The organism is Methylobacterium gnaphalii, assembly GCF_007992215.1.
GTDB lineage: Bacteria > Pseudomonadota > Alphaproteobacteria > Rhizobiales > Beijerinckiaceae > Methylobacterium > Methylobacterium gnaphalii.
On sequence record NZ_BJZV01000003.1, the window covers coordinates 60,892 to 82,748 of the forward strand.

The 21,857-nt window shown below is 67.1% G+C and carries 22 protein-coding genes and 1 tRNA gene; 12 read left to right on the forward strand and 11 right to left on the reverse strand.

Translation table 11 applies throughout. The features are described from left to right. Positions 1-62: 62 nt before the first annotated feature. Positions 63-887 (reverse strand): 3-oxoadipate:acetyl-CoA acetyltransferase, encoded by an 825-nt coding sequence (locus MGN01_RS04245; RefSeq protein ID WP_147045347.1) that lies wholly within the window; start codon positions 885-887, stop codon positions 63-65. Positions 888-1,271: 384 nt separating this feature from the next. On the opposite strand from MGN01_RS04245, the gene MGN01_RS04250 reads away from it, so the two are divergent. Continuing rightward, positions 1,272-1,883, forward strand: a complete 612-nt coding sequence (locus MGN01_RS04250; protein WP_147045348.1) for a glutathione S-transferase family protein — start codon at positions 1,272-1,274, stop codon at positions 1,881-1,883. Between the two features lie 19 nt (positions 1,884-1,902). Here the strand turns inward: MGN01_RS04250 and MGN01_RS04255 are convergent, their stop codons facing one another. The 4 genes from MGN01_RS04255 to MGN01_RS04270 all read right to left on the reverse strand — a co-directional run bounded on the left by MGN01_RS04255 (position 1,903) and on the right by MGN01_RS04270 (position 6,494). Beyond that, positions 1,903-2,982 (reverse strand): tartrate dehydrogenase, encoded by a 1,080-nt coding sequence (locus tag MGN01_RS04255; RefSeq protein ID WP_147045349.1) that lies wholly within the window; start codon positions 2,980-2,982, stop codon positions 1,903-1,905. A 58-nt stretch (positions 2,983-3,040) separates the two neighbouring features. Beyond that, the gene (locus MGN01_RS04260) at positions 3,041-4,858 is read right to left on the reverse strand and encodes a chloride channel protein (protein WP_147045350.1); all 1,818 of its coding nucleotides are present in this window, start codon (positions 4,856-4,858) and stop codon (positions 3,041-3,043) included. Between the two features lie 96 nt (positions 4,859-4,954). Beyond that, on the reverse strand, positions 4,955-5,983 hold the full coding sequence (locus MGN01_RS04265; RefSeq protein WP_147045351.1) for an NAD-dependent epimerase/dehydratase family protein: 1,029 nt from the start codon (positions 5,981-5,983) through the stop codon (positions 4,955-4,957). Between the two features lie 208 nt (positions 5,984-6,191). After that, positions 6,192-6,494 (reverse strand): hypothetical protein, encoded by a 303-nt coding sequence (locus MGN01_RS04270; RefSeq protein ID WP_147045352.1) that lies wholly within the window; start codon positions 6,492-6,494, stop codon positions 6,192-6,194. A gap of 208 nt (positions 6,495-6,702) precedes the next feature. On the opposite strand from MGN01_RS04270, the gene MGN01_RS04275 reads away from it, so the two are divergent. Beyond that, the gene (locus tag MGN01_RS04275; RefSeq protein WP_147045353.1) at positions 6,703-6,972 is read left to right on the forward strand and encodes a DUF6894 family protein; all 270 of its coding nucleotides are present in this window, start codon (positions 6,703-6,705) and stop codon (positions 6,970-6,972) included. Here MGN01_RS04275 and MGN01_RS23930 read toward each other — a convergent pair. Together MGN01_RS23930 and MGN01_RS04285 are read right to left on the reverse strand one after the other, a co-directional pair. Beyond that, positions 6,969-7,340 (reverse strand): hypothetical protein, encoded by a 372-nt coding sequence (locus MGN01_RS23930; RefSeq protein ID WP_174804551.1) that lies wholly within the window; start codon positions 7,338-7,340, stop codon positions 6,969-6,971. The two genes, MGN01_RS04275 and MGN01_RS23930, sit on opposite strands and share 4 nt — an antisense overlap. Before the next feature lie 129 nt (positions 7,341-7,469). Then, on the reverse strand, positions 7,470-9,107 hold the full coding sequence (locus MGN01_RS04285) for an inorganic phosphate transporter (RefSeq protein WP_147045354.1): 1,638 nt from the start codon (positions 9,105-9,107) through the stop codon (positions 7,470-7,472). A gap of 435 nt (positions 9,108-9,542) precedes the next feature. Here MGN01_RS04285 and MGN01_RS04290 point away from each other — a divergent pair, with 435 nt between their 5' ends. Beyond that, a complete protein-coding gene (locus MGN01_RS04290) occupies positions 9,543-9,776 on the forward strand; it encodes a hypothetical protein (RefSeq protein WP_147045355.1) in 234 nt (77 codons plus the stop codon). A gap of 15 nt (positions 9,777-9,791) precedes the next feature. On the opposite strand, the gene MGN01_RS04295 is transcribed toward MGN01_RS04290, so the two are convergent. After that, complete coding sequence (locus MGN01_RS04295; RefSeq protein WP_147045356.1) at positions 9,792-10,436, reverse strand: hypothetical protein; 645 nt, start codon at positions 10,434-10,436, stop codon at positions 9,792-9,794. Between the two features lie 404 nt (positions 10,437-10,840). Between MGN01_RS04295 and MGN01_RS04300 the strand changes: the two genes are divergently transcribed. Together MGN01_RS04300 and MGN01_RS04305 are read left to right on the forward strand one after the other, a co-directional pair. After that, positions 10,841-12,400 carry a CYTH and CHAD domain-containing protein gene (locus MGN01_RS04300; protein ID WP_147045357.1) on the forward strand — a complete coding sequence of 520 codons (1,560 nt, stop codon included), beginning with the start codon at positions 10,841-10,843 and terminating at the stop codon, positions 12,398-12,400. Positions 12,401-12,504: 104 nt separating this feature from the next. After that, positions 12,505-14,412, forward strand: coding sequence for a CHASE3 domain-containing protein (locus MGN01_RS04305; protein ID WP_244612297.1), 1,908 nt, complete (start codon positions 12,505-12,507; stop codon positions 14,410-14,412). Positions 14,413-14,502: 90 nt separating this feature from the next. Here MGN01_RS04305 and MGN01_RS04310 read toward each other — a convergent pair whose 3' ends face one another. Next, positions 14,503-15,309 carry a TrmH family RNA methyltransferase gene (locus tag MGN01_RS04310; RefSeq protein ID WP_147045358.1) on the reverse strand — a complete coding sequence of 269 codons (807 nt, stop codon included), beginning with the start codon at positions 15,307-15,309 and terminating at the stop codon, positions 14,503-14,505. A gap of 143 nt (positions 15,310-15,452) precedes the next feature. Between MGN01_RS04310 and MGN01_RS04315 the strand changes: the two genes are divergently transcribed. The 4 genes from MGN01_RS04315 (at position 15,453) to MGN01_RS04330 (ending at position 17,102) form a co-directional block, all read left to right on the forward strand. Next, positions 15,453-15,527, forward strand: a tRNA-Glu gene (locus MGN01_RS04315). Positions 15,528-15,700: 173 nt separating this feature from the next. Next, positions 15,701-15,979: a hypothetical protein gene (locus MGN01_RS04320; protein ID WP_147045359.1), complete on the forward strand. Its 279-nt coding sequence runs from the start codon at positions 15,701-15,703 to the stop codon at positions 15,977-15,979. Positions 15,980-16,400: 421 nt separating this feature from the next. Continuing rightward, the gene (locus MGN01_RS04325) at positions 16,401-16,646 is read left to right on the forward strand and encodes a hypothetical protein (RefSeq protein ID WP_147045360.1); all 246 of its coding nucleotides are present in this window, start codon (positions 16,401-16,403) and stop codon (positions 16,644-16,646) included. Positions 16,647-16,685: 39 nt separating this feature from the next. Then, complete coding sequence (locus MGN01_RS04330) at positions 16,686-17,102, forward strand: DUF1236 domain-containing protein (protein ID WP_147045361.1); 417 nt, start codon at positions 16,686-16,688, stop codon at positions 17,100-17,102. An 86-nt stretch (positions 17,103-17,188) separates the two neighbouring features. Here MGN01_RS04330 and MGN01_RS04335 read toward each other — a convergent pair whose 3' ends face one another. Beyond that, positions 17,189-17,590, reverse strand: coding sequence for a PRC-barrel domain-containing protein (locus tag MGN01_RS04335; RefSeq protein ID WP_147045362.1), 402 nt, complete (start codon positions 17,588-17,590; stop codon positions 17,189-17,191). Between the two features lie 264 nt (positions 17,591-17,854). Here MGN01_RS04335 and MGN01_RS04340 point away from each other — a divergent pair, with 264 nt between their 5' ends. Together MGN01_RS04340 and MGN01_RS04345 are read left to right on the forward strand one after the other, a co-directional pair. Continuing rightward, positions 17,855-18,058 carry a hypothetical protein gene (locus tag MGN01_RS04340; RefSeq protein WP_147045363.1) on the forward strand — a complete coding sequence of 68 codons (204 nt, stop codon included), beginning with the start codon at positions 17,855-17,857 and terminating at the stop codon, positions 18,056-18,058. Between the two features lie 154 nt (positions 18,059-18,212). After that, positions 18,213-18,731 (forward strand): GAF domain-containing protein, encoded by a 519-nt coding sequence (locus MGN01_RS04345; RefSeq protein WP_238258603.1) that lies wholly within the window; start codon positions 18,213-18,215, stop codon positions 18,729-18,731. Here MGN01_RS04345 and MGN01_RS04350 read toward each other — a convergent pair. Further along, positions 18,728-20,278: a ShlB/FhaC/HecB family hemolysin secretion/activation protein gene (locus tag MGN01_RS04350; RefSeq protein WP_170245832.1), complete on the reverse strand. Its 1,551-nt coding sequence runs from the start codon at positions 20,276-20,278 to the stop codon at positions 18,728-18,730. The genes MGN01_RS04345 and MGN01_RS04350 overlap by 4 nt on opposite strands. Before the next feature lie 349 nt (positions 20,279-20,627). On the opposite strand from MGN01_RS04350, the gene MGN01_RS04355 reads away from it, so the two are divergent. Continuing rightward, the coding region (locus MGN01_RS04355; RefSeq protein ID WP_147045366.1) for a FecR domain-containing protein at positions 20,628-21,857 on the forward strand (1,230 nt) is incomplete at its 3' end.

A 21,857-nucleotide genomic window follows, 5' to 3' on the forward strand; every position in this document is an offset into this window, starting at 1 on the left:
GGCAATCCTCCAGCGCCCTGAAAGAGTCCGGGAGCGGCCGTCAACGGCCGCTCCTTTTTTCGTCAGTGCAGTCCAAGCAGGCCTCGCGCCTCGCGCGGTGTTGCCGGCCGGGCGCCATACTGGCCGCATAACTCGACGGCGACCCGCACGAGGTCGGCATTGCCGTTCGCAAGCTGAGTCTTCGAGAGACGGATGTTGTCCTCGAGCCCGGTGCGCACGCCGTCGGCGCCGCGCTCCAGTGCCCAACCCATCACCTCACTCTGATGGCGGCCGATGCCGGCGGCGGTCCATGTCGCCATAGGCAGGATGCGCTTGAGTTCGGCGAGCAGAATATCGAGTAACCGCTTTTCGGCCGGCAACGCGTTCTTCACGCCCATGACGAACTGCACGTGCGGCGAGCCGTCCATCAGGCCCTCGTCGAGGAGGCGCCGCGCGCCGTGGAGGTGCGAGAGATCGAAGATCTCGATCTCCGGTCGCACGCTGTATTGCTTCATGGCCGACGCGAGCTCGGTGACGAGCGCGGCGGGGTTCTCGTAGACGATCGTCGGAAAATTCACCGAACCGGTGGAGAGTGAGGCCATGTCCGGCCGATGCTTCAGCGAGAGGCCGCGCGCCGCTGGATCGCGCCCGCGCCCGCCCGTTGAGAACTGCACGATCATGTCCGGGCAATGCTTGCGTACGCCCTCCTGCACCTGCGCGAACAGGTCAGGGTCGGACGAGGGCGTCTCGTCCGGGTTGCGGACGTGAATATGGACGAGCGAGGCGCCGGCTTCGTAGGCGGCATGTGTCGACTCGATCTGCTCGACCGGCGTCACGGGAAGGGTCGGATTGTCCTTCTTGCGCGGCACCGATCCTGTGATGGCGACGGCGACGACAACGGGTCTCATGGGCGGGTCTCCTATGATCCCGATCTAACGTCGGGCCTGCCGGCCGAACAGTCGCTGGCGGGCCGCACGAATGGAGCGCCGATCACATCTCTGCCGATGGTTGGCTTGACCCAAGCCCACTCGTCCTGGGGAAGGGGATCACCGCCCGAAATTAGTCATCTCCCGTAGCTGTCATTTCAGAATTCGGAGGCAACCTGGAAACGGCAGGCAGAGCCAGTCGTAGACAGCTTCCGACATCGATCGGGTGTGGTTCCAGCCGCGATGACAGTCCTGCTGTTCCGCTTGGCGCAATAATTCATTGCCGAGTGCCGCTCTTATCGCATCGCTCCGAAACGGACATTCTGACGGCCTTCACCGCACCGTCGCGTCTCCCAGGAGGCCATCTTGAAGCTCTATTTCGCTCCACTCTCGGGCCATGCGCACCGGGCGCATCTCTTTCTGTCGCTCGCCGAGATCCCGCACGAACTCGTGACGCTCAATCTGGCGCAGGGCGAGCACAAGACGGAGAGCTATCTGAAGCTCAACCGGCTCGGACAGGTGCCGGTGCTGGTCGATGGCGACGTCGTGGTCCCAGACTCGATCGCGATCATGGTCTATGCCGCGAAGAAGTTCGGGAAGACGGAGTGGCTGCCGGACGACCCCGTCGGGGCAGCGTCCGTGCAGCGCTGGCTCTCGATCTCGAACGGCCAGATCTTCAACGGGCCCTGCATGGCTCGGCTGATCACGCTGTTCAATGCGAAGTTCAACCCGCAGGAGGCTATTGACCGCGCGCACGCGATCCTCAGGGTGATCGATGCCGAGCTGGAGGGGCGTGACTGGATCGCGCTGCCGCGTCCCACGGCAGCTGATGCTGCACTCTACAGCTACATCGCCAACGCGCCGGAGGGGAATGTCGACCTGTCCGGCTACGCCAACGTCCTGGCCTGGCTGGAGCGGGTCGAGGCACTGCCGGGTTTCGTCCCGTTCCAGCAGAGCCGCGTCGGCCTCCGGGCCTGAGGAGCGCCCGGGCTGGCCGTCAGCCCAGCGCCTGGACCACAGCCTCGCCGCAGCTCTCGGTATCGGCATTGCCGCCGAGGTCCCGCGTGCGAAGTGTGCGCTCGGCGAGCACGCGCTCGATCGCGGTCACGATCTCGGCCGCAGCCGCCTTTTCTCCGAGATGCTCGAGCATCATCGCGCCGGACCATATCTGGCCGATCGGGTTGGCGATGCCCTGGCCGGCAATGTCCGGAGCAGAGCCGTGGACTGGCTCGAAGACCGAAGGATGGTGCCGCTCCGGATTGATGTTGCCCGAAGGCGCGATGCCGATCGTGCCGGTGCAGGCGGGGCCGAGGTCGGAGAGGATGTCACCGAACAGGTTCGAGGCCACGACGACATCGAAACGATCCGGATTCAGCACGAAATGCGCGGTCAGGATGTCGATATGGTATTGATCCCAGCGCACATCGGAGAAGTCACGCGAGACGGCGTGCACGCGCTCGTCCCAGTATGGCATCGTGATCGAGATGCCGTTCGACTTGGTGGCCGAGGTCAGGTGCTTCTTCGGGCGTGACTGCGCGAGATTGAAGGCGAAGCGCAGGATGCGGTCGACGCCGTAGCGCGTCATCACGGTTTCCTGCATGGCGAATTCGCGATCGGTGCCGGCGAACATGCGCCCGCCCGCATTCGAGTACTCGCCCTCGGTGTTCTCGCGGACCACCCAGAAGTCGATGTCGCCAGGCTTGCGGTCGGCCAGCGGGCATTTGACTCCCGGCATCAGGCGGACGGGACGCAGGTTGGCGTATTGATCGAACTCACGGCGGAACTGGATCAGCGAGCCCCACAGCGAGATGTGGTCGGGCACCCGATCCGGCATGCCGACGGCGCCGAAATAGATGGCGTCGTGGCCGGAGATCTGAGCCTTCCAGTCCTCCGGCATCATGCGGCCGTGCTTCTCGTAGTAGTCGCAGGAGGCGAAATCGAACCAATCCTGCTGCAGGCTGAAGCCGTGACGCTTGGCGACCGCCTCCAGCACGCGCACGCCCTCGGGCACCACCTCGTTGCCGATGCCGTCTCCGGGGATCAACGCGATGCGGTAGCTGCGTGCCGGCGTGGCCATGGTCGTCCTCCGATGTCGCGTCCCCCGCGGGCGGAGTGACGCCGCCGAGGGGTCGAGGTCAAGACGTCTCGCCGACAACCGCCTGCCGTTGCCGGTCGAGCTCCTCGGCGTAGCGCCGCAGCGTATGGCTCTCGGTGAGGAGGCCGACGACCTTCCGGCTCACCGTGCCGTCGACCACTGCCAGCGCCTCGCTCTCGACGCGGTCGAAGGTGGCCATGGCTTGTTTGGCGTTCATGTCGGCGAGCAGCACGTCGTCGACGTGGCGCACGAGCTCGGCGAGCCGGCAGGTGCTGTCCTCGCGGGCGCGGGCATGGGCCTCCGGCACCTGGATGATGCCGGCATAGCGCTCCCGGGCATCGGTCATCACAACCCGGGAGGGCGAGCCGAGCGGATGCTCGCGCAGGAAGGCCTCGAGCGGCGTGTCGAGCGGGACGGTCTGCACCTCCTTGCGCATGAGCCGACCCACGGTGAGGTTGCGGATCCAGCCGATATCGTGGGCGCTGCGGATGCTCTCGCCGCGCAGGTGGAAACGCCAGGTTGCGAAGGAGTAGCCGAAGACCTTCCGCACGGTGAGCGAGGAGGCGATCACCGCCACCAGGACGAGGCCGGCGAGCGGGAAGCTGCCCGTCATCTCCAGGGCCAGGAAGGTCATGGTGAGCGGGCCGCCGACGATGGCGACCGCGAGCGCCGCCATGCCGACGATGGCGCAGGCGGTCGCCGTCATGTCGAAAGCGTCGATTCCGGGCGCGAGCACGTAGAACATCTTCCCTGCGAGCGCGCCGAGGAACAGCGAGGCGAAAAACAGGCCGCCGCGGAAGCCCGAGCCGATCGAGATGGCCGAGGCCGCGGCCTTGGCCGTGAACAGAACCGCGAGCGAGGCCGCTCCATACGCCGCGGCCGTCTCGGACAGGTGGACGTGCAGGGCGCCGTGGCCGCCCGAGAGCACCTGTGGCGTGGTCGCCAGGGCGAGCGCGCCGGTACAGAGGCCGCCGAGCGCCGGCCGCAGGGCGGTGGGAAGCGCGATCCAGCGGAAACCCTGCTCGACCAGCGTGACGCCACGCATGATCGTGATGCCGAGGCCGGCGCAGATCAGCCCGAGGCCGAGGCAGGGCAGGGTGTCCGCCGCGGTGACCCCCGGATGCAGCGCGCCGACCAGCGCCCGCACGTCGACGAAGGCGGCCTGCGGGACGAGGGCCTGGGCGACGAGGCTGCCGCAGAAGGCGGCGGCCACTACCGGCGCCAGCGTGGCGATGGTGTAGGTGCCGATGATCAGCTCGTAGGCGTAGAAGGCGCCGGTCAGCGGCGAGCCGAAGGCGGCGGCGATGGCGGCGGCCGAGCCGCAGCCGACGAGGGTGCGCAGGTCCGAGCGCCGCAGCCCGAAGGCGATCCCGGTGCGCGAGGCGAGGCCGCCGGCAATCTGGGTATAGCCGGCCTCCAGGCCGACCGAGGCGCCGCATCCGTTCGAGATGACGTTCTGAACCGCGACATAGACCGAGTCGCGCAGCGACATCCGCCCGCCATGCAGGGCGTTGGCCTCGATCGGGTCGACCAGCGGCCGCCGCGGTTGGCCGCCGCGCCGCCGCGCCACGATGTAGGTCAGCAGGCCCAGCAGGAGGCCGCCGACGGTCGGCCCGGCGAGGGCGGCTGCCGGCGGCAGCTCGGCCATGGCGCTGAGCCGGCTGCCATGCGGAAGCTGGTAGAGTAGCTCGCGCAGAAGCTGCGTCGTCGCGCTCATCGCCGCGACGGCCGCCCCGCCGATGCATCCGATGATCGCCGCCAGCGCCACGAGGCCCGCCTCGCTGGCGCGCACCAGGGCGCGCAGGCGTTCCGGGACCGTCAGCTTGGTTCGCGCGGCGGGAGCCGACGCCAGCGTCATCGGCGGCAAAGCTCCATTCCGGGTGGGGCGGCGTGGCCAGCCATGGTCAGGGCAGTATCGGGCACCGGGACGGAGTCAATGCCGGGAGCACGAGGCTCACCCCGCCGGCTGGACATCCGTCCGGTAGACCTCGCGATACCAGCGCACGAAGGCCGGGATTCCGGTCTCGATCGGCGTCTCGGGCACGGTGCCGATCAGCGCCTGCAGCAGCGCCGTGCTCGCCCGTGTGGCGGTGACGTCGCCCGGCGGCAGGGGGAGGGGAATGCGCTCGGCGGATCGGCCCAGGGCCTCTTCCAGAACGTCGATCATCCGGCCGAGCCGCACCGGGCGTCCGCCGCCGATATTCACGAGGCGGTAGGGCGCCACCGGGCTCAGCGTGTCGGCCTCCCCGATCGGGCCGCCCTCTCCGGGCTTCGGCGGCACCCGATCCATCAGGCGCACCAGGCCTTCGACGAGGTCGTCGATATAGGTGAAGTCGCGCTCGGCACTGCCGCCGGAGAACACCTCGATCGGCTGGCCCACGAGAATCTTCCGGGTGAACAGGAACAGCGCCATGTCGGGCCGGCCCCAGGGGCCGTAGACCGTAAAGAAGCGCAAAGCCGTCGTCGGCACCCCGAAGAGATGCGCGTAGGAATGCGCCATCGCCTCGGTGGCGAGCTTGGTGGCGGCGTAGAACGAGACCGGCGTGACCGAACGGTCGGTCTCGCGGAAGGGCGAGGTCGCGCCGCCGCCATAGGCGGAGCTCGTCGAGGCCAGGAGCAGGTGCCGCACCGGATGCGCGCGCAAGGCCTCCAGCAGGTTCGCGGTGCCGACGATGTTCGCCTCGACATAGGCGGCCGGGTTCTCGAGGCTGTAGCGGACGCCGGCCTGGGCCGCGAGATGGACCACGATCTCGGGGCGGTGGCGGGCCACGGTGTCGAGCAGCGCGCCGGGCGTCTCCAGCCGCGCCTCGACTGCCTGGAAGGCCGGGAAGCCGGCGAGGTCGGCGTGGCGGGCGCGCTTCAGCCCGACGTCGTAGTAGTCCGAAAAGCCGTCGAAGCCGGTGACCGCGTGGCCCTCGCTCAGCAGGCGGCGGCTCAGGGCGTGGCCGATGAAACCGGCAGAACCGGTGACGAGGACGCGCATTCGGGTGCCGCTCCGCCGTTGCGGTGTGAAGCCTCCGTCATCTCCCGCGGCGCGGCCAAAAGCAAAGGCGATGGGACGGTTCGCACAGACGGCTGTCGGCGGATTGTCCCGGCTTCGTTCACATTCAGCGAACCCGACAGCGCGTTCGCCCTGCGGTCCGGGCCGGTTGAAGCCTCAACGACCGATCGTGACGTTGGGCGCATGCCCTTCATCTCGGCGGGTGCTGGGAGGAACGGGGCTCGGCATCCACCGGGCCGTTCTCATGCTGCGGTCGTTCTTCACCGTCACCCGCGACAAGGCGCGTCAGCGCCCGTGCCACCGTCTTCCCGACGGTGATGGCATCTTCCTTTGTCATGCGTTGTCGAACGGATCGGCGAACCGGGCAGCCGTCATCATAATAGATGTGGCAGACCGAGATGCCGACCGCGTCCAAGACGGCCACCGACTCGCCTCGCAGCGTCAGTTTCAGGGGCAGTTGAAGCTCGGGCGGCGAGTCGGTCACCGAGAACATTTAGCGAACATGGTGAGGGTTCGGAAGCGCGATCGGAGCAGAAAAAAGATCACCTCACTCGGTGGCGGCCAGTCGCATCGCCCTCGGCGCGACCGATCGGGCCAACGATCAGCGTCGGCGTGGGTAAGCTTGCTGCCTAATTCCGCAAACGCGCACGGAACCTTACCTCGGTCGGGATGACTGTCCGGGGGACCCAAGGGAGTTGCGCGTGCCCCGCTACTATTTCGATGTCTACGATGGTCAGAAGCTCTTCCGGGATGAGGAGGGCGGTGTGTTCGACGACCGCGCTGCGATGCGTGCCGAGGCCATGAAGGTGCTTCCAGATATCGCGCGCGACGGGATTCCTCAGGATGGCGACCGTCAGAGCTTCACGGTCCGGGTCCGCAACGAAAGGAACCTGACGATCTATACGGGGACGATCCTCTTCTCGGGGCTCTGGCTCGACGACAGCGCCAACACCGAGCAAAAAGTCTACTAGCCCTTCGGCTTCACGCTCTTGCGCACCATCGCCCGGAACGCCTCCGGGTCTTCGCTCGCCCCGGCCGCGCGGCGGGGTTCCAGGAAACGACGCGTCTGTTCCTCTGACGAGAACGTCTCGGCTTCGAGGTGGGGCTCAGCCTCCAGTCTCGTGGCTGTGCTGCCGATGGGTTTTGTCTCGTCGCCCGCCTGCGCCACGGGCGCGCCGATCGCGGTCATCAGCGCGCGCAACCCGTCGACCCATTCCTCGACCTCGGCCAACGTTGCGAGGCCTTCCCGGAGGTAGGTGCGATCCGGCTCCATCGTCACCACGACATCGAACCGGCCGTCGTCGCGGTCGCGCACGGAATAGGAGACGAGGCGAGGCATCGTCGGGAGGTAGGCGCAACCGCACGCATGGAAAGCTTGTACGTCTGTCGCAGGCCTCTCGACGCGATCACCGCTGAGGCACGGGTCCCCGGGGCACGTGGGTCGGGTGTCCGCCGTCTGCGCCCGCGATCAGAAGACGTGGCGCAGGATGAAGAACAGGCCGCCGGCGAGCATGATGGCGGCGGGCAGGGTGAGCACCCAGGCCAGCGCCATGTTGCGCACCGTGGAGGCCTGCAGGCCCGAGCCGTTGGCGGCCATCGAGCCGGCCACGCCGCTCGACAGGATATGCGTGGTGGAGACCGGCAGGCCGTAGAGCTCGGCAAGACCGATCGTGCCGGCCGCGACGAGCTCGGCCGAGGCGCCCTGCGCGTAGGTCAGGTGGGTCTTGCCGATCTTCTCGCCGACGGTGACGACGATGCGCTTCCAGCCGACCATGGTGCCGAGGCCGAGCGCCAGCGCCACGCACACCTTCACCCAGGCCGGGATGTAGCGCGTGCCGTCGTTCAGCAGGCTCGCGTAGGACGTGAGCGTACCCTTCTCCTCGTCCGACAGGGTGGCGCCGGATGCCGGGAGGAGGCGGACGGCGTCCGAGGCGAGGTACATGTCGTTGCGCACGTTCGGCGTCGCCGCGGCCGGGACCTGGCGGATCGAACCGTAGTTCTTCACCGCGTTCGCGATGTCGGTGGAGAGCGTCGCCAGCGCCGCGAAGACATCCGGCGTATTGAGCTGCTTGGACCTCAGCGCGTCGCCGACGATCCTGCGGGCCGATTCCGCGTCGGGGGCGACCGAGCTGCCCTTGGCATGGCTCGCGAACAGCGTGCTCGCCGTCTGCGACTGCTCGACGAAGGCCGGGGTCGTCGCGTCCGACATGGTGCGGTTCAAGGCGTAGGCGGTGGGCGCTGCGCCGATCAGGATCAGCATGATCAGGCCCATGCCCTTCTGGCCGTCGTTGCCGCCGTGGAAGAACGAGACCAGCGTGCAGGTCAGGATCAGCAGGGAGCGGATCCAGAGCGGGGGAGGGGTCTCACCCCTCGGAGCCTCGTAGAGGTCCTTGCGCTTCACGGTGTATTTCAGCGCGAGCAGCAGCGCGGCCGCCAGCACGAAGCCGCAGACCGGGGAGAACAGCAGGGCCTGGAACACCTTGAAGGCCTGACCCCAGTCGACGCCGGAGGTGCCGTCGCCACCGCCCATGATCTGGTTGGCGAGGCCGACGCCGAGCACCGAGCCGATCAGCGCGTGCGAGGAGGAATTCGGCAGGCCGAGCGCCCAGGTGCCGAGGTTCCACAGGATCGCGGCAATGAGCAGCGAGAAGATCATCGCGTAGCCCGCGCCCGAGCCGACCTGGAGGATCAGCTCCACCGGCAGCAGGGTGACGATGGCGTAGGCGACCGCGCCGCTCGACAGCATCACGCCGAGGAAATTGCAGGTTCCCGACCAGACCACCGCGACGAGCGGGGGCAGGGAGTGCGTGTAGATCACGGTCGCCACCGCATTGGCGGTGTCGTGGAAGCCGTTTACGAACTCGAAGCCCAGCGCAATCAGCAGGGCAATGCCGAGGAGCACGAAGGCGCCGATGGCGAGGGGTGATTCGCCCACCGCGTTCATATCGGTGACGAGGCTGATGACGGCGTAGCTGAGCCCGGCGACCAGAATCAGCAGGAAGACGATGATTCCCGCCGGGTGCGTGCCATGATCCAGGCGCGGACCGCCTTTGCCTTTAGAGTGTTGGGCCGCCAGGGGCGACGGTGCCGCGATTGCATCCGACATGTAGGCAACGTCCCGTTGGGAAGACAGGCGATGCTTACAAGCGGCAGATATCAGTTCCGTGACGAAAGCAGCGTCCAGACTGTCTTGCCGAGGACGAAAACTCTTGGCGAATCGTCCATGCAGAAATAACGACGTCTCTAATGCCCGGGGACGAGTTCACGGGCCTGCCATGCGCATGGTGCGGCTCTTGGTCCCTCATCTTTATGTGCACCGCACTCTTCTGCAGCCAACACTTGTTTCCCGAACGAAGAATCCCAGTTATGACAGGAGCATGACTCCTGCGCGCCGGTCCTGCCGGTAGGGAGCCGTTAGGGTTCAGCGGCATTCACCACGAACACCGCAGAGTCCCGTAACCGGCTTGGGGCAGGACGGGTCTCGTACGCGCCGCCGGGATTGCCGGAGGCATCCAGGCACACTCCCAAGAGTTCGCATTTCATGAACCAGCTTGTCCGCATGTCGCAGATCAGCGAGGCCGACCCGATCGCGGAGCCGTCCGCCAAGTTGCGCGTGCCCTTCGCGCAGTCGGGCGCCTTCGTCTGCAAGTTCATCATTGGCGAGCCGAGCGATCAGGCCGTCTGCTGCGGCGCACCGGTCGCCGACGGCAAGAGCTGGTGCGCGTTCCACCGCCGGATCGTGTTCGAGCCGGCCCGTCCCGGCCGCCTTCGCTGAGCCGCTGCGCAGCCCTCAGTCGAGATCGCCGAGGCCGTCCCCGTCGATCGGGACCAGCCGCTGGAATCTGCTGCCGTCCGGATTCTCGTAGGTCCGCAGGCGCATGAGCGTGTAGCCGGCCTCGCGCGCGGCGGCGATCCGGCTCGCCTGGTTCTCCCCGATCAGGCTGCCCCAGCCCGCTAGGCGGCGCGACTCGGCGGATGATCCACGCCTGTCATCGCCCCGATGGTGCGGGACGACGGCATAGCGTTGCCCGGCACGTCTGGCGATGCGCTCGGACGGCCGCGGGCGCTCGGCCACGCGCGCCCGGCGCCGCGTGATCACCATCGGTCGCTCGACCATGCGCGGGCGCACGACCGCGCGCTGGGTATGGATCGCGGCTGTCGATGAGGCCTGCTTGGCCGGATCGGCCGGCTTCACGCCGAGGGTCGCCGCCGCGCGTTCCGCCGGCGTCGGCGTAGCGGCAGGTGCCGTTTCCGCAACCGGTGCTTTTGCCGCGGGCGTGCCGTCGGCCGGCTTCGCCGGCGCTGCGTTCTCCGGCGCGCGCGGGGGCGGATCGCTCCACGAGGTCCCACCCTGAGGGCTCTGCGCCATCGCGGGAGCCGCCATCAGCAGGCTCAAGAGAAGGCTGACCGCTCCGCACTGCGTCACGACCGACATGGCCTTCCTCCCGACAGCTGGCGCGTCCCGAGCGCGGCCGTGACGGGCGACACGGCTTGGGACTCAAGGGGGCAGCCATCGAAATCTTAGCCAAGCAGCCCCCCGGCGTCCATCGCGTCGGCCGCGATCGCACCCGAATTCTGCACCGGCTTGCGCTGGAACGGGCACCGGCTACGCTCGTTGCCATGCGGGATCGGGTGGGCGGCCAATCCCTCGCCCGATCCCGCCGCGTTTCGGGCGACGCGCGGACAATCGGATGGATCCAATACGTTAGGGCGCAGGGCTGACGGCGGAATCCGCTGCTGTTTAACCTCGGTCTGCTCTAGAGATCGGGGTGGCACGACGGGCCGTCGCGGCGTTGCAGTCGCGCGCGTCGTCGCGCAGGATGGGGAGCGGGCCACCGCATGAGATCGCCGCGTGAGATCGAGTTGAAGCTGGTCGGTGACGGGCCCGACCTGACATCGCTGGCGAGCCACCCCCTGCTGCGGGACGATGACGCCACGACCAGCCTGCTCGACACGACCTATCTCGACACGGCCGATCGCAGCCTTCATGCGGCAGGCCTGTCGCTGCGGCTGCGGCGAGAGGGCGGGCGCACCATCCAGACCCTGAAGTCGGCGGCGCCGGCCGCGATCGGCCTGTTCGACCGTGGGGAATGGGAATCGGACGTTGCCGGCCCCGAACCGGATCTCGCCCTGCTCGCGGACACGCCTGCCGCCGCCTTGCTCGACGAGGCTGGGGCGCACGCGCTGCGGCCGCTGTTCCGCACCGTGATCGGGCGCAGCCGGCGTGCCATCCGCCACGGCGGGTCCGGCATCGTCGCAACGCTCGATGCCGGGCGCGTCGAGACGGACCAGGGCGACGTGCCGCTCTACGAGGTCGAGCTCGAACTCGCGGACGGAGACCCGGCCGACCTGTTCTCCCTGGCCAAGGCGCTCGGCGAGAGCGCGCCGCTGCGCCTCGGCGTGCTGAGCAAGGGTGAGCAGGGCTATGCCCTCATCGACGAACGCCTCCGCAAGCCGAGCAAGGCGGCGGGCTTCCACCTCGATCCCGAGACCCCCGCGGGCGACGCCTTCGCCGCCGTCGCCAAGGCCTGCCTGCGGCACCTGCGCCTCAACGAGGACGTGTTCCGCCACGACCGCGCGCCGGAGGCGCTGCACCAGATGCGCGTCGCCCTGCGGCGGCTGCGCTCGGCCTTCTCGCTGTTCAAGCCGCTGCTGGAGCAGGACGAGACGGCCGAAAAGCTGCGCGCGGCGATCAAGCGCGTCACCGAGCCCTTCGGCACCGCGCGCAACCTCGACGTCTTCCTCGACGAGACGCTGCCCGGCGAGATCGAGCGCCGTCCGGACGAGCCCGGCCTCGAAGACCTGCGCCGGCGCCTCGCCGGCGAGCGCGAGGAGGCCTACGCGGCCGTCTTCGCAGTCCTCGACGGGCCGGACTGGCGTGCGCTGATCCTCGACCTCGTCGTCTGGATCGAGACCGGGCCCTGGCGCGAGGGCAAGAGCCGCGAGCGCGACCGCTCGGCCCGCGACTTCGCGGCCGATGTCCTGGAGCGCCTGCGCCGGCGCCTGAAGAAGCGCGGCCGTCACCTCGCCCGGCTCGAACCGGAGGAGCGCCACCGGGTTCGGATCGTGGCGAAGAAGCTGCGCTACGGCGCCGAGTTCTTCGGCCCGCTCTTTCCCGAAAAGAAGGCCGCCAAGCGCCACAAGGCCTTCGTCGGCGCGCTGTCGGACCTGCAGAACCATCTGGGCGCCCTCAACGACCTCTCCACCGCCCATCAGATCGCCGACCGCCTCGTGGCGGCGGGAGACACGGGTTCGGCCGAGGCGCCGACGGGCGCCACCCTGTTCGCCGCCGGCCTCACCACAGCCGACGTGCAGGCCGATGCGCGTGCCGCGCGCCTCGTCGACAAGGCGGAGGGGGCGCACGGAGCTCTCGTCGACATGAGGCCGTTCTGGCGCTGATGAGGGGCGCCAAACTGTCGCGTTCCTAACTTGAGATATTCCGGAGAGGCCGCTACGCCTTCGGTTGAAATGCGCCCCGGATCGGGCGGCGCCCGAGGTCTCATGTGACCGAGATCGAGTCGAACCCCGTGGATGGCCGCCTCCGGCGTTCGACGGCGAAGGCTCTCGCGCCCCTGGTCGGCGGCTTCGTCCTGCTCGTCGCCATCGTCCTGGCGACGGTCTGGCTCGTGGCCATGCAGCAGCAGAGCGATGCCGAGCTGCGCCGGCTGCTCGACGTCCGCGGCGAGATCGTCAGCCTGTTCTCGGGACTGCAGGATGCTGAGACCGGCCAGCGCGGCTACCTGCTGACCGGCGACGAGGGCTACCTCGCCCCCTACAACGCCGCCATCGATGCCCTCCAGAGCCGGTTCGACCGCGTCCGCGCCGGCCTCGCCGAGCAGCCCGACCAGGGCGCCGACATCGAGGCCTTCGGCCAGACGATGGAGGACAAGCTCGCCGAGCTCCGCGCCACCGTCGAGATGCGCAGGGCGGGACAGGTCGAAGCGAGCATGGAGCGCGTCCGCACCGGCCTCGGCAACGCCCTGATGGAGCGCGCCCGGGCGCTCGCCGACAGTCTCGACGCCCGCACGCGTCAGCACATCCTCGACCTGCGCCGGTCGGCCGCCGCGATGGTGGTGGTGGTCGAGGTCGCCATCGCTGTCGCCGTCGGCCTGATCGTGGCGCTCGCGGCCTTCGTCGTTACCGACGCGCGCCGCCGCAATACGCGGCTGACCAAGGCCTACGAGGCGCTGCGCAAGAGCAGCGACGCGCTCGTCGTCGCCAATGACAACCGCGACAGGCTGGAGGCCCAGCTGCGGCAGGCCCAGAAGATGGAAGCGATGGGCCAGCTCACCGGCGGCCTCGCCCACGACTTCAACAACATGCTGGCGATCATCGTCGGCAACCTGAACATGCTGAAGCGTCAGGCGGATCGCGGCGAGCCGGCAAACGGGCGGCAATTCGAGCACTATGTTGAGCAGGGGCTGGAGGGCGCGAACCGCGCCGCGACGCTGACCCACCGCCTCCTCGCCTTCGCCCGCAAGCAGCCCCTGGCGCCCGAGCCGATCGAGCCGAACCGCCTCGTCTCCGGCATGTCGGAGCTGTTGCGGCGCACGCTCGGCGAGACGGTCCAGGTCGAGACGGTGCAGGCGGGCGGCCTCTGGCGCACCCGGGCCGATCCGCACCAGCTCGAGAGCGCGCTCCTGAACCTCGCCATCAACGCGCGCGACGCGATGCCCGCCGGCGGCCGGCTGACCATCGAGACCGCCAATGCGCATATCGACGAGGGCTACGCCTCCGACAATTTCGGCATCACGCAGGGCCAGTACGTGATGATCGCCGTCACAGACACCGGGACCGGCATGACGCCGGAGGTGGCCGCCAAGGCCTTCGAGCCGTTCTTCACCACCAAGGAGGTCGGCCAGGGCACCGGGCTCGGACTCAGCCAGGTTTTCGGGTTCGTCCGGCAGTCCGACGGGCACGTCAAGATCTATTCCGAGCCCGGTATCGGGACGACCGTGAAGATCTACCTGCCGCGGCTCGCCGGCCCGGCGGAGGTCGTGGCGCCGAAGGCCGAAGGTCGCGCCGCAGCCATCCCCGAGGGACGCCCGGACGAGATCATCCTCGTGGTGGAGGATGAGCCGGCGGTGCGGCGGCTCACCGTCGAGGTGCTGCGCGACCTGAACTACACGGTGATCCATGCCGAGGGCGCCGACACGGCGCTCCGCCTGCTCGACGCGCACCCGGAGGTCACCCTGCTCTTCACCGACGTGGTGATGCCGGGGATGACCGGACGCCAGCTCGTCGACGCGGCCCGCCTGCGCCGGCCGGAACTCAAGGTGCTCTTCACCACCGGCTACACCCGCAACGCCATCGTCCATAACGGCGTGATCGACGCGGATGTGAAGCTGATCGGCAAGCCCTTCACCCTCGAAGGTCTCGCCCACAAGGTTCGCGAGGCGATCGCGGCCTAACCTCAACCGTCGCCGGCCAACGCGGCCCCGCGCTGCCGCTCATGCCACAGAGAGCCCTTGCGGCCTCGGCCGCGAGGGCATCCGTCGCCATCAACGGCCTCGGGTCAGGGCGTAGAGACTGATCGCGGCGGCGTTCGACACGTTCACGCTGCGGATCGCGCCCGTAAAGTCGATCCGGGCGAGCACGTCGCAGCACTCGCGGGTGCGCTGGCGCAGGCCCTTGCCCTCGGCGCCGAGCACGACGACCATTCCGGCGCCCGTCTTCACGGCGTCGAGCGGCGTGTCGGCCTCGGAATCCAGCCCGATCCGGGTGAAACCGCGCTCGCCCAGCGCGATCAGCGCCTCGGCGAGGTTGCGCACGACGATCAGCGGCACGTGCTCCAGGCCGCCCGAGGCGGATTTCGCCATGACGCCGGTGGCGTTCGGCGCATGGCGCGCGGTGGTGACGATGGCCGTCACGCCGAAGGCCGCGGCCGTGCGCACGATCGCTCCGACATTGTGCGGATCGGTGATCTGGTCGAGCGCAACCAGCAGCGCGTCCTGCGGCACGGAGTCGATCCCCGGCGCCGGCAGGTGCTCGGCCTCGAGATAGAGCCCCTGATGCACCGCATCGGGGCCGAGCAGCGCGTTGATGGCGCTCGGCTTGACCAGCTCGGGCTCGATCCGGAGCGTGCCGAGCTCTTCCCGCAGCCGCGCCGCACCGTTCTCGGTGGCGAGCAGGCGGTGCAGCCCGCGCGCCTCGTTGGCCATCGCCTCGTAGACCGGATGCCAGCCATAGAGCACGACATGGTCGAGCCCCTCGCGGGCCGCCGGCCCGGCCGGCCGATGGCCCTGGGGCCGGTGCCGGAACCGGGCGCCGCCGGAAAATTTGGGCGGGCCGTCGCGTCGGGAGGTCATGGTCCGCTCGTGAAAAAGGAAGTCCCCCGGCCTCAGACCGGCATCCGCCCGCCGCGTCAAGCCGTCGTCATCTGCGCCGACCTGCACGGAAGACCGTTGCCGCGGCCGCCCGAGCCGACTATAGACCGACCCGTCCAGAGCAAGCGCCCTTCGTCTATCGGTTAGGACGTCAGCCTTTCACGCTGAAAAGGCGGGTTCGACTCCCGCAGGGCGCGCCACCCCTGGATTTGAGCCGGACCCGGCGGGATGCCTGGCATCGACGGGCGTCACGCCTGACGTCAGGCCGCTAAGTCCAGAAGTGACCAACTGTGCAAAACTGCCAGGCGGTCGGCGACGGTTAGCATTTCGCCATTAAGGCCGAACCTCAGGTTCAGACACGAGGTTTAACGCCATGGCGCTTACAGGCCGCTTTTGGTTCCGCAAGACATGGACCGGCAAGGTCGTGCTGATGGTCGAGGAGAAGCGGCCCCGGTGGTTCGGCGGCAAGGATGCGTTCAGCCTGCGGTGGCGGGATGCGAGCCTGATTGACTTCGCCGAGTCGGCTTTGAAGCCGCTGCTCGCCCTGGAGCATATGCATCGAGCGGCAGCGCTCCAGGCAACCTTCTCTGCATCTCGGGCGCCTTCACCGGCGAAGTTCGACGGCGGGCCCCCTGAGACCCTGGCAGCCTAGCGCCGCCTCGGACAGGCTTACACGCCTCGCTCCTACTGCCGTGGCAGGACGGCACCCGGCATCCCCATGCCGGGGACGATCCGATCCGCTACGCCTGGCCTCATCATCGGAGCAAGATTCTGTATCGGCGGCTCCTCGGTAGCTGCACCGATCAGGGCTTGCTTGATCGACAGCGATCATCCTGCAGCAAGCGTCCGGCCCACAGGTGTCCCTCCACAAAAGCTGAAGACTTAAACGATTGATCTCGCGCCATCCCATGAATGGCGCCGTCGCGAAGCAGGGTTCGCGGCATTTTTCATGCAAATTTTCAGCAAATACTTCTCTCAATACCCCTCGAAAAATTTCGCGGAACGGTTTTGTCCGGATCTGTGTTTCGGGGGTGAGTTCGCGTTCTTCGCGACGAGACGTTTGGGAGATTGTCATGCGCAACTTTATCGCTGCCGGTTTTGCCCTCGCCGCCCTGGCTGGTCTGGCGAGCCCGTCGCTAGGCGAGGAGACCACGACCATTCATCGCGACAGCGGTCCCGCCGTCTCGGTCGAGCGTCGCGAGGGCGTCGTCGAACACCGTGACGTGACCACCGGGAGCGTCGATTGCGGTTCCAAGACCGTTCACAAGGAGGACGGCGCCGGAAACTCCAAGACCGTGCACAAGGAAGGCTGCAACTGAGGCCAAGCCGCCATCGCACAAGCGAATCTGGAGGGAGACATGAACAAGCGCGTTCTTCTTGCGGCCGCCGCGGCTGGCCTGCTGGCCCTGCCGCTCACCGCCCAGGCTCAAGGAACTCTTCGCGGCGCGGCCGAAGGTGCCGAGGCGGGGGCTGACGCAGCCGGCCCGGTCGGAGCTGTCGTCGGGGGCGCCGTGGGTGCGGCGACCGGCACCGTCGGAGGTATCTTGGGCGTCGACGACCGTCCGCGGTTCCGGAGCTATGTTCGCGAACGCCGCGCAAGCTCCTACAGCTGGGGCGGTCCGGTCCGGGTCGGTACGGTGCTGCCGGACGACGGCGTCACCTACTACGACGTGCCCAGCGAGTATCGGGTGCGGCCCGGCTATCGTTACACCGTCGTGAACGAGCGGCCTGTCCTGGTCGATCACAGCCGGCGCATCGTCGAGATCGTCGATTAAGGCCGACATCGTCGGCAGCCATGAAAAAGGCCCGCCGCGTGATCCGCGCGGCGGGCCTTTTTTTCTGTCGATCGGTTGGATCGGACTTAGCGCTTGTACTTGCCCTCGTACTTGAACTGGGGAGCAACCTTGAGCTGATCCTTCGTCGCGTTGACCGAGGCTTTCCACTTCTTGCCGCCCTCATCGTAGGTCAGCGCAACGGAGGAAGGGTCGACCACGACATAATGCTCGCCGATGCCGAGGAAGCCGCCGACCGAGAGGACGTACCCGGCGAGCTTGCCCTTCTCGATGACGAGATCCTTGATCTCGCCGACGTTGCTGTTCGAACCATCGACGACATTCAGGCCGATCAGGTTGTAGCTGAGGACGGCGTCGCCCGGCACCTGGGCGAACTTCACCGCGGAAGGAGGCGCAGGCGCGTCGTCTTTGGCAAGGGCCGGCCCTGCAAGAGCTGCGGCGGTGGCGAGAGCGAGAGCGAAGGTACGCATCGAGATCTCCTGTGCCCAATGTTTGGGTGGCAGGAATGCGTGAAGTGGTTTTAGCGTTCCAGAACTTGGCAGGACTATCGCGTCACCGAATTTTTGCGGTTCTCTGCAAACGTACGCAGAAATTGTCTGACACGGCCTATCGTTTCTTTTACCACGCCGTCACGCTTATTCTGTCAAAGCACATGGCAATCGGATTGGGACCCTTATAAGCCTGCGGGCTCGTTTCTGTCCGGCTGGCATCCGGCATGCGCCAAAATCATTCGGATGAACCTCGTCAAATCAAGCGTCTTGTCCGACCTGCTCAGTGCCGAGCGCGGAGGCCCCGTACCGGCAGTCCCGAACGGCAGGGGCTTCGGATCAGGATTGATCCAACGAACGGTCGAGGGGCAGTTCCACGGTAGCATCGTCCACCGTTGGGAGCCTCATGGACTCGACATCCTGATCAGCCTGCCGGCCGACATGCTGTGAGGGAAGATGTCAAAATGTGCGTTTACATACACTTTGCTCTGAGTGCAGCGTGCTAGTCTGTTGGCTGGACGCTTGCATGCTCAAGCTTTAGCCTCTGCGCATGTCGAGCGGGTACCCACCGTCCGATCCGCAACTGGACAGTACCGGCGAACTCATGGCGGCCGCCCGGTCGCTCGAGGACGTCGTCGATGTCCTGCGCCGGTCGGCCAAGCGCATTCTCGGAGCCGATGGCATTGCCGTCGTGCTGCGCGATGGTGAGTTCTGCCACTATGTCGCCGAGGACTCGCTCCAGCCGCTCTGGAAGGGGCAGCGCTTTCCCCTCACCGTCTGCGTCTCGGGATGGGCGATGCTGCACGGAGAAACCGTCGCCGTCCCCGACGTCACGAGCGATCCACGCGTTCCGATCCCGCCCTACCAGAACAAGGCGATCCGCAGTCTTCTGATGGTGCCCATCGGCTCACCAGAACCGGTGGCCGCCCTCGGCGCGTATTGGTGCGCCATGGTGTTCGTGGGCGAAGGCGTCATCAGCCGGGCTCAGAGCCTGGCTGCGCAGGCAGGTGCCGCCATCGCCCGCATCAACGAGGCGTCATTGGCCACGGTTGACGCCGACGTTCCCAGCCTCGCCGAAGCCCCATCGCAGCCGGCAGCCTCTGCCGGTCTCAGCGTCGGTTAGTTGCAGCGCCAGCCTTCCGAGCCCGGGCAAAGATGGAAGCTGTTCGTGAGAGAGAACAGCACTGCGACGCCATCCGCCTTTCGATAGATCGCGGTATCGGCAATGGGTTTTGCGATCGCGACGCCCGCAAGCAGATCGTTGGTCACGAAGAAGCGCACGCCCGCACCGATCGAAGCGATTTTCTGAACGAGGCTTTTCGGCCCGAAATAGGTTTCGGTCGCTCCGCCCTCGGCAAAGCCGTAGAGTTGCAAGGCGTTCAGATACTCCATCCGTAACGGGATGTCGTAGCGAAGCTCGGCGGAGCCTGCGATCGCATTGTCGCCCGAGATCCACCCCGCCTCGAAGCCTCGCCCGAACGAGTATCCGCCGAGATAATATTGCTGCGTGACCAGCAGGGGACCGGAGGCGATCTGGCCGCCCGCCGCAAGCTTGATCGACCATGCATCGGTCAGGTTCTGATAGTGAGCCGCCGATGCGTTGAACAACGAGAACCTCGTCGACGCCCCTAACCGCGACAGGTCGATGTCGGCGCTTTGTCCGTCTGTCGATCCGAGACCCTGGCGAAAGGTTCCGAACAGGTAGGTCCAGCTCGATTCCGAGATGTGCAGCTTGTAGTCGGCGGACAGGCTGAGAAGACCGAGATCGTCCCGGTATGTCCGCCCGAAATTGGTCCGCTCCTCGATCTCGCTGATGCCCAGCGCACCACCGAGCCAGAGCGTCTGACTCTGACTGACGAGGGGCGCGTACCAGGCGCGCATCTCATAAGTCTCGGCCTGCGAAGCGGTCCCTGTCCAGCGTCTCGCGTCGCCCGGCCGGATTTCGCTGCGGGTCGCGGCCGCACCGATCCTGAAGCCGTCGGAGCCGATGGGCGCATCATAGGCCAGGCTGCCGAAGCTCAATTCGCGCCATGAGCCCAGGGACGACGAACCGGCGAAGACCAGGCTGTCTCCGGGAACCAGCATCGAGTTCAAGGCCATCGTCGCCGATCCCTGCCAAGGGCCGACCGCGGATGAACCGAGATTGTCCAGTCCGATCGCTCCATAGATCGTCCAGGATTTGACCGAGACCTTGAGCCGGTACCGCCCGCTGGCCGGTACGATCTCGTCCAGGGTCGTGTCGGTGACCCGAACACCGGGCCTGTCATTGGCGAGAAGCAACTGGCGTTCGAGCGTCGAGCGCCTCGCAGGTGTCTCAGCGGTGACAGGGGCGAGCAAGCGCAGCAGGCCGAACCTGTCGGCATCGTCGCCGACGATCACCACGTCCTCGATCCTGCCTTCTATGATCCGAATGCGAAGGCGGCCCTCTGCCAAGTCCTGCGCCGGCACGATCGTGCGGGTGAGATCGTAGCCGGCACGGCGATAGGCGGCGCCAAGCGACGACGTGATCGTCGTCAGATCGGCTTCCGAGACGTCACGGCCGAGGAACGGCGCATAGGCTTGAGCCAGATCCGCCTCGGCAAGCGTCATGGCGCCGTCGAGGATGACAGCCTGCAGCCGGAACCGGGCGCTCGATGCATCACCGGACGCCGCTTGCGATGCGCCTGCCATCGAGGGTTGCACCTGCGACGTTCTCTGGCGATCACCAGTAAAACCGAGATCCTGTTTGGCAGCGAGAGCCGCAGCAGGCGGTACAACCCGGCCGACGGACTGAGCTGCGGCAGTTCTCAGGAAGATCGGCGCAGATATGTACGAAACAGTACAAACCAGTGAGGAGATCAAGATCCTCCTCGTGCACCCGGTGTACTGACGCGGCCACCACATGTTTTCTTGCCTGTCTTTTCTCTAAACGCCGCGAAGTGAGAGTGAAGGTAAAAAGACATGGTTAACGAATTCCAATTAGTTCGAAGGAGGATTGCAAATTCAGCCGCGGTCGACGCGGGCGTGAGGAAACAGAGTGATGGTCCAATCGGTCCCGCGGATTGCCGTGATCGTTCTGACGGTCGCCGCGGGGCTTGCCTTCAAGGCTGAGCTGGCCTGGGCCGAGGGCGGTCAATGGAGGGTCGTCAAGGTCTCCGGAGAGGCGTGGATCTCTGGAGACAAGGTTCAGGCGGCATCAGCATCGGGCAGCGACCTGCTGCGTGCCGGAGCATCGATCCGGACAGGCCGCAACGGGCGAGTGTTGCTCAGCCGTGGAGCCGAAAGCATCCTCGTTTCACCGAACTCGGCGATTGCCCTGCCGGCCGAAGGCAAGCCGGGCATGTCGACCGTCCTGCAGCAGGCGGGGACGATCCTTCTCGATGTCGAGAAGAAGAACGTCCAGCATTTCGAAGTCGAAACCCCCTATCTTGCAGCCGTTGTGAAAGGCACGCGGTTCCGTGTTTCCGTGGAAGGTGCGCGGGCCAAGGTCGACGTCGAACGAGGGCGTGTCCAAGTCGCAGACTTCAAGACGGGTGAATCCGCCCTTGTTCTTCCCGGTCAGAGCGCGAAAGTGCTCGTCGATGCCGCCGGGGGTCTTCAGATCTCCGGTCGCGGAACGCTCGCGCCCGTCGAGCAGGGCGCTCCACGCGCTGCCCGTGTCGCGCCGCTCGCGATCCCGAAAACGGGATTGGGACCCGCACCGGGCTCGGCCCCGCTTCGTCCGGCTGTGTCCCCCAACGGTGCCGGCGAGAGCGGAGGAACCACGTCATCGCCGGGCGGCCTCATCCGGGCCGAGAACGGCACGCTGCGCATCGGGGCACCCATCGGCGAGGTCACCCTCGACGTTCACTCGGCCACCAACGGAATCGCGCGCAGCGAGAGCCAGAACTCTCCCTCCGTGGCGCGACGTGCAACGGTCTGGAGCACCGGTGATCTGAACCCCGGCACCAATGTCGGGAAGAACAAGGCGACCAACAGTGGCAACCCTGTCGGTGCCGCCGATGCGAGTCTCGGCGCGGCAGGTGCGTCACGCAGCTCAACGAGTTCCACCAGCGGCAGCCTGACGAGCACGGAAACGCCCACACTCACCAGCAACGGCACCACGTCGAACTCAGGCAACGGGAACGGTGGCGGCAGCGGGGCCGGCAGCAATGGCAATGGCAACGGTGTCGGCGGCAACGGTGCTGGCAACAATGGAAACGGCAACAACGGGAACGGCGGCGGCAACGGTGCTGGCAACAATGGAAACGGCAACAACGGGAACGGCGGC

What these genes read in the sequence shown, in the direction of transcription:
- MGN01_RS04245 (WP_147045347.1), bottom strand. Translation starts at nt 887, where the DNA reads ATGAGACCCGTTGTCGTCGCCGTCGCCATCACAGGATCGGTGCCGCGC.
- MGN01_RS04255 (WP_147045349.1), bottom strand. Translation starts at nt 2,982, where the DNA reads ATGGCCACGCCGGCACGCAGCTACCGCATCGCGTTGATCCCCGGAGAC.
- MGN01_RS04260 (WP_147045350.1), bottom strand. Translation starts at nt 4,858, where the DNA reads ATGACGCTGGCGTCGGCTCCCGCCGCGCGAACCAAGCTGACGGTCCCG.
- MGN01_RS04265 (WP_147045351.1), bottom strand. Translation starts at nt 5,983, where the DNA reads ATGCGCGTCCTCGTCACCGGTTCTGCCGGTTTCATCGGCCACGCCCTG.
- MGN01_RS04270 (WP_147045352.1), bottom strand. Translation starts at nt 6,494, where the DNA reads ATGTTCTCGGTGACCGACTCGCCGCCCGAGCTTCAACTGCCCCTGAAA.
- MGN01_RS23930 (WP_174804551.1), bottom strand. Translation starts at nt 7,340, where the DNA reads ATGCCTCGCCTCGTCTCCTATTCCGTGCGCGACCGCGACGACGGCCGG.
- MGN01_RS04285 (WP_147045354.1), bottom strand. Translation starts at nt 9,107, where the DNA reads ATGTCGGATGCAATCGCGGCACCGTCGCCCCTGGCGGCCCAACACTCT.
- MGN01_RS04290 (WP_147045355.1), top strand. Translation starts at nt 9,543, where the DNA reads ATGAACCAGCTTGTCCGCATGTCGCAGATCAGCGAGGCCGACCCGATC.
- MGN01_RS04295 (WP_147045356.1), bottom strand. Translation starts at nt 10,436, where the DNA reads ATGTCGGTCGTGACGCAGTGCGGAGCGGTCAGCCTTCTCTTGAGCCTG.
- MGN01_RS04300 (WP_147045357.1), top strand. Translation starts at nt 10,841, where the DNA reads ATGAGATCGCCGCGTGAGATCGAGTTGAAGCTGGTCGGTGACGGGCCC.
- MGN01_RS04310 (WP_147045358.1), bottom strand. Translation starts at nt 15,309, where the DNA reads ATGACCTCCCGACGCGACGGCCCGCCCAAATTTTCCGGCGGCGCCCGG.
- MGN01_RS04320 (WP_147045359.1), top strand. Translation starts at nt 15,701, where the DNA reads ATGGCGCTTACAGGCCGCTTTTGGTTCCGCAAGACATGGACCGGCAAG.
- MGN01_RS04325 (WP_147045360.1), top strand. Translation starts at nt 16,401, where the DNA reads ATGCGCAACTTTATCGCTGCCGGTTTTGCCCTCGCCGCCCTGGCTGGT.
- MGN01_RS04330 (WP_147045361.1), top strand. Translation starts at nt 16,686, where the DNA reads ATGAACAAGCGCGTTCTTCTTGCGGCCGCCGCGGCTGGCCTGCTGGCC.
- MGN01_RS04335 (WP_147045362.1), bottom strand. Translation starts at nt 17,590, where the DNA reads ATGCGTACCTTCGCTCTCGCTCTCGCCACCGCCGCAGCTCTTGCAGGG.
- MGN01_RS04340 (WP_147045363.1), top strand. Translation starts at nt 17,855, where the DNA reads ATGAACCTCGTCAAATCAAGCGTCTTGTCCGACCTGCTCAGTGCCGAG.
- MGN01_RS04345 (WP_238258603.1), top strand. Translation starts at nt 18,213, where the DNA reads ATGGCGGCCGCCCGGTCGCTCGAGGACGTCGTCGATGTCCTGCGCCGG.
- MGN01_RS04350 (WP_170245832.1), bottom strand. Translation starts at nt 20,278, where the DNA reads ATGGCAGGCGCATCGCAAGCGGCGTCCGGTGATGCATCGAGCGCCCGG.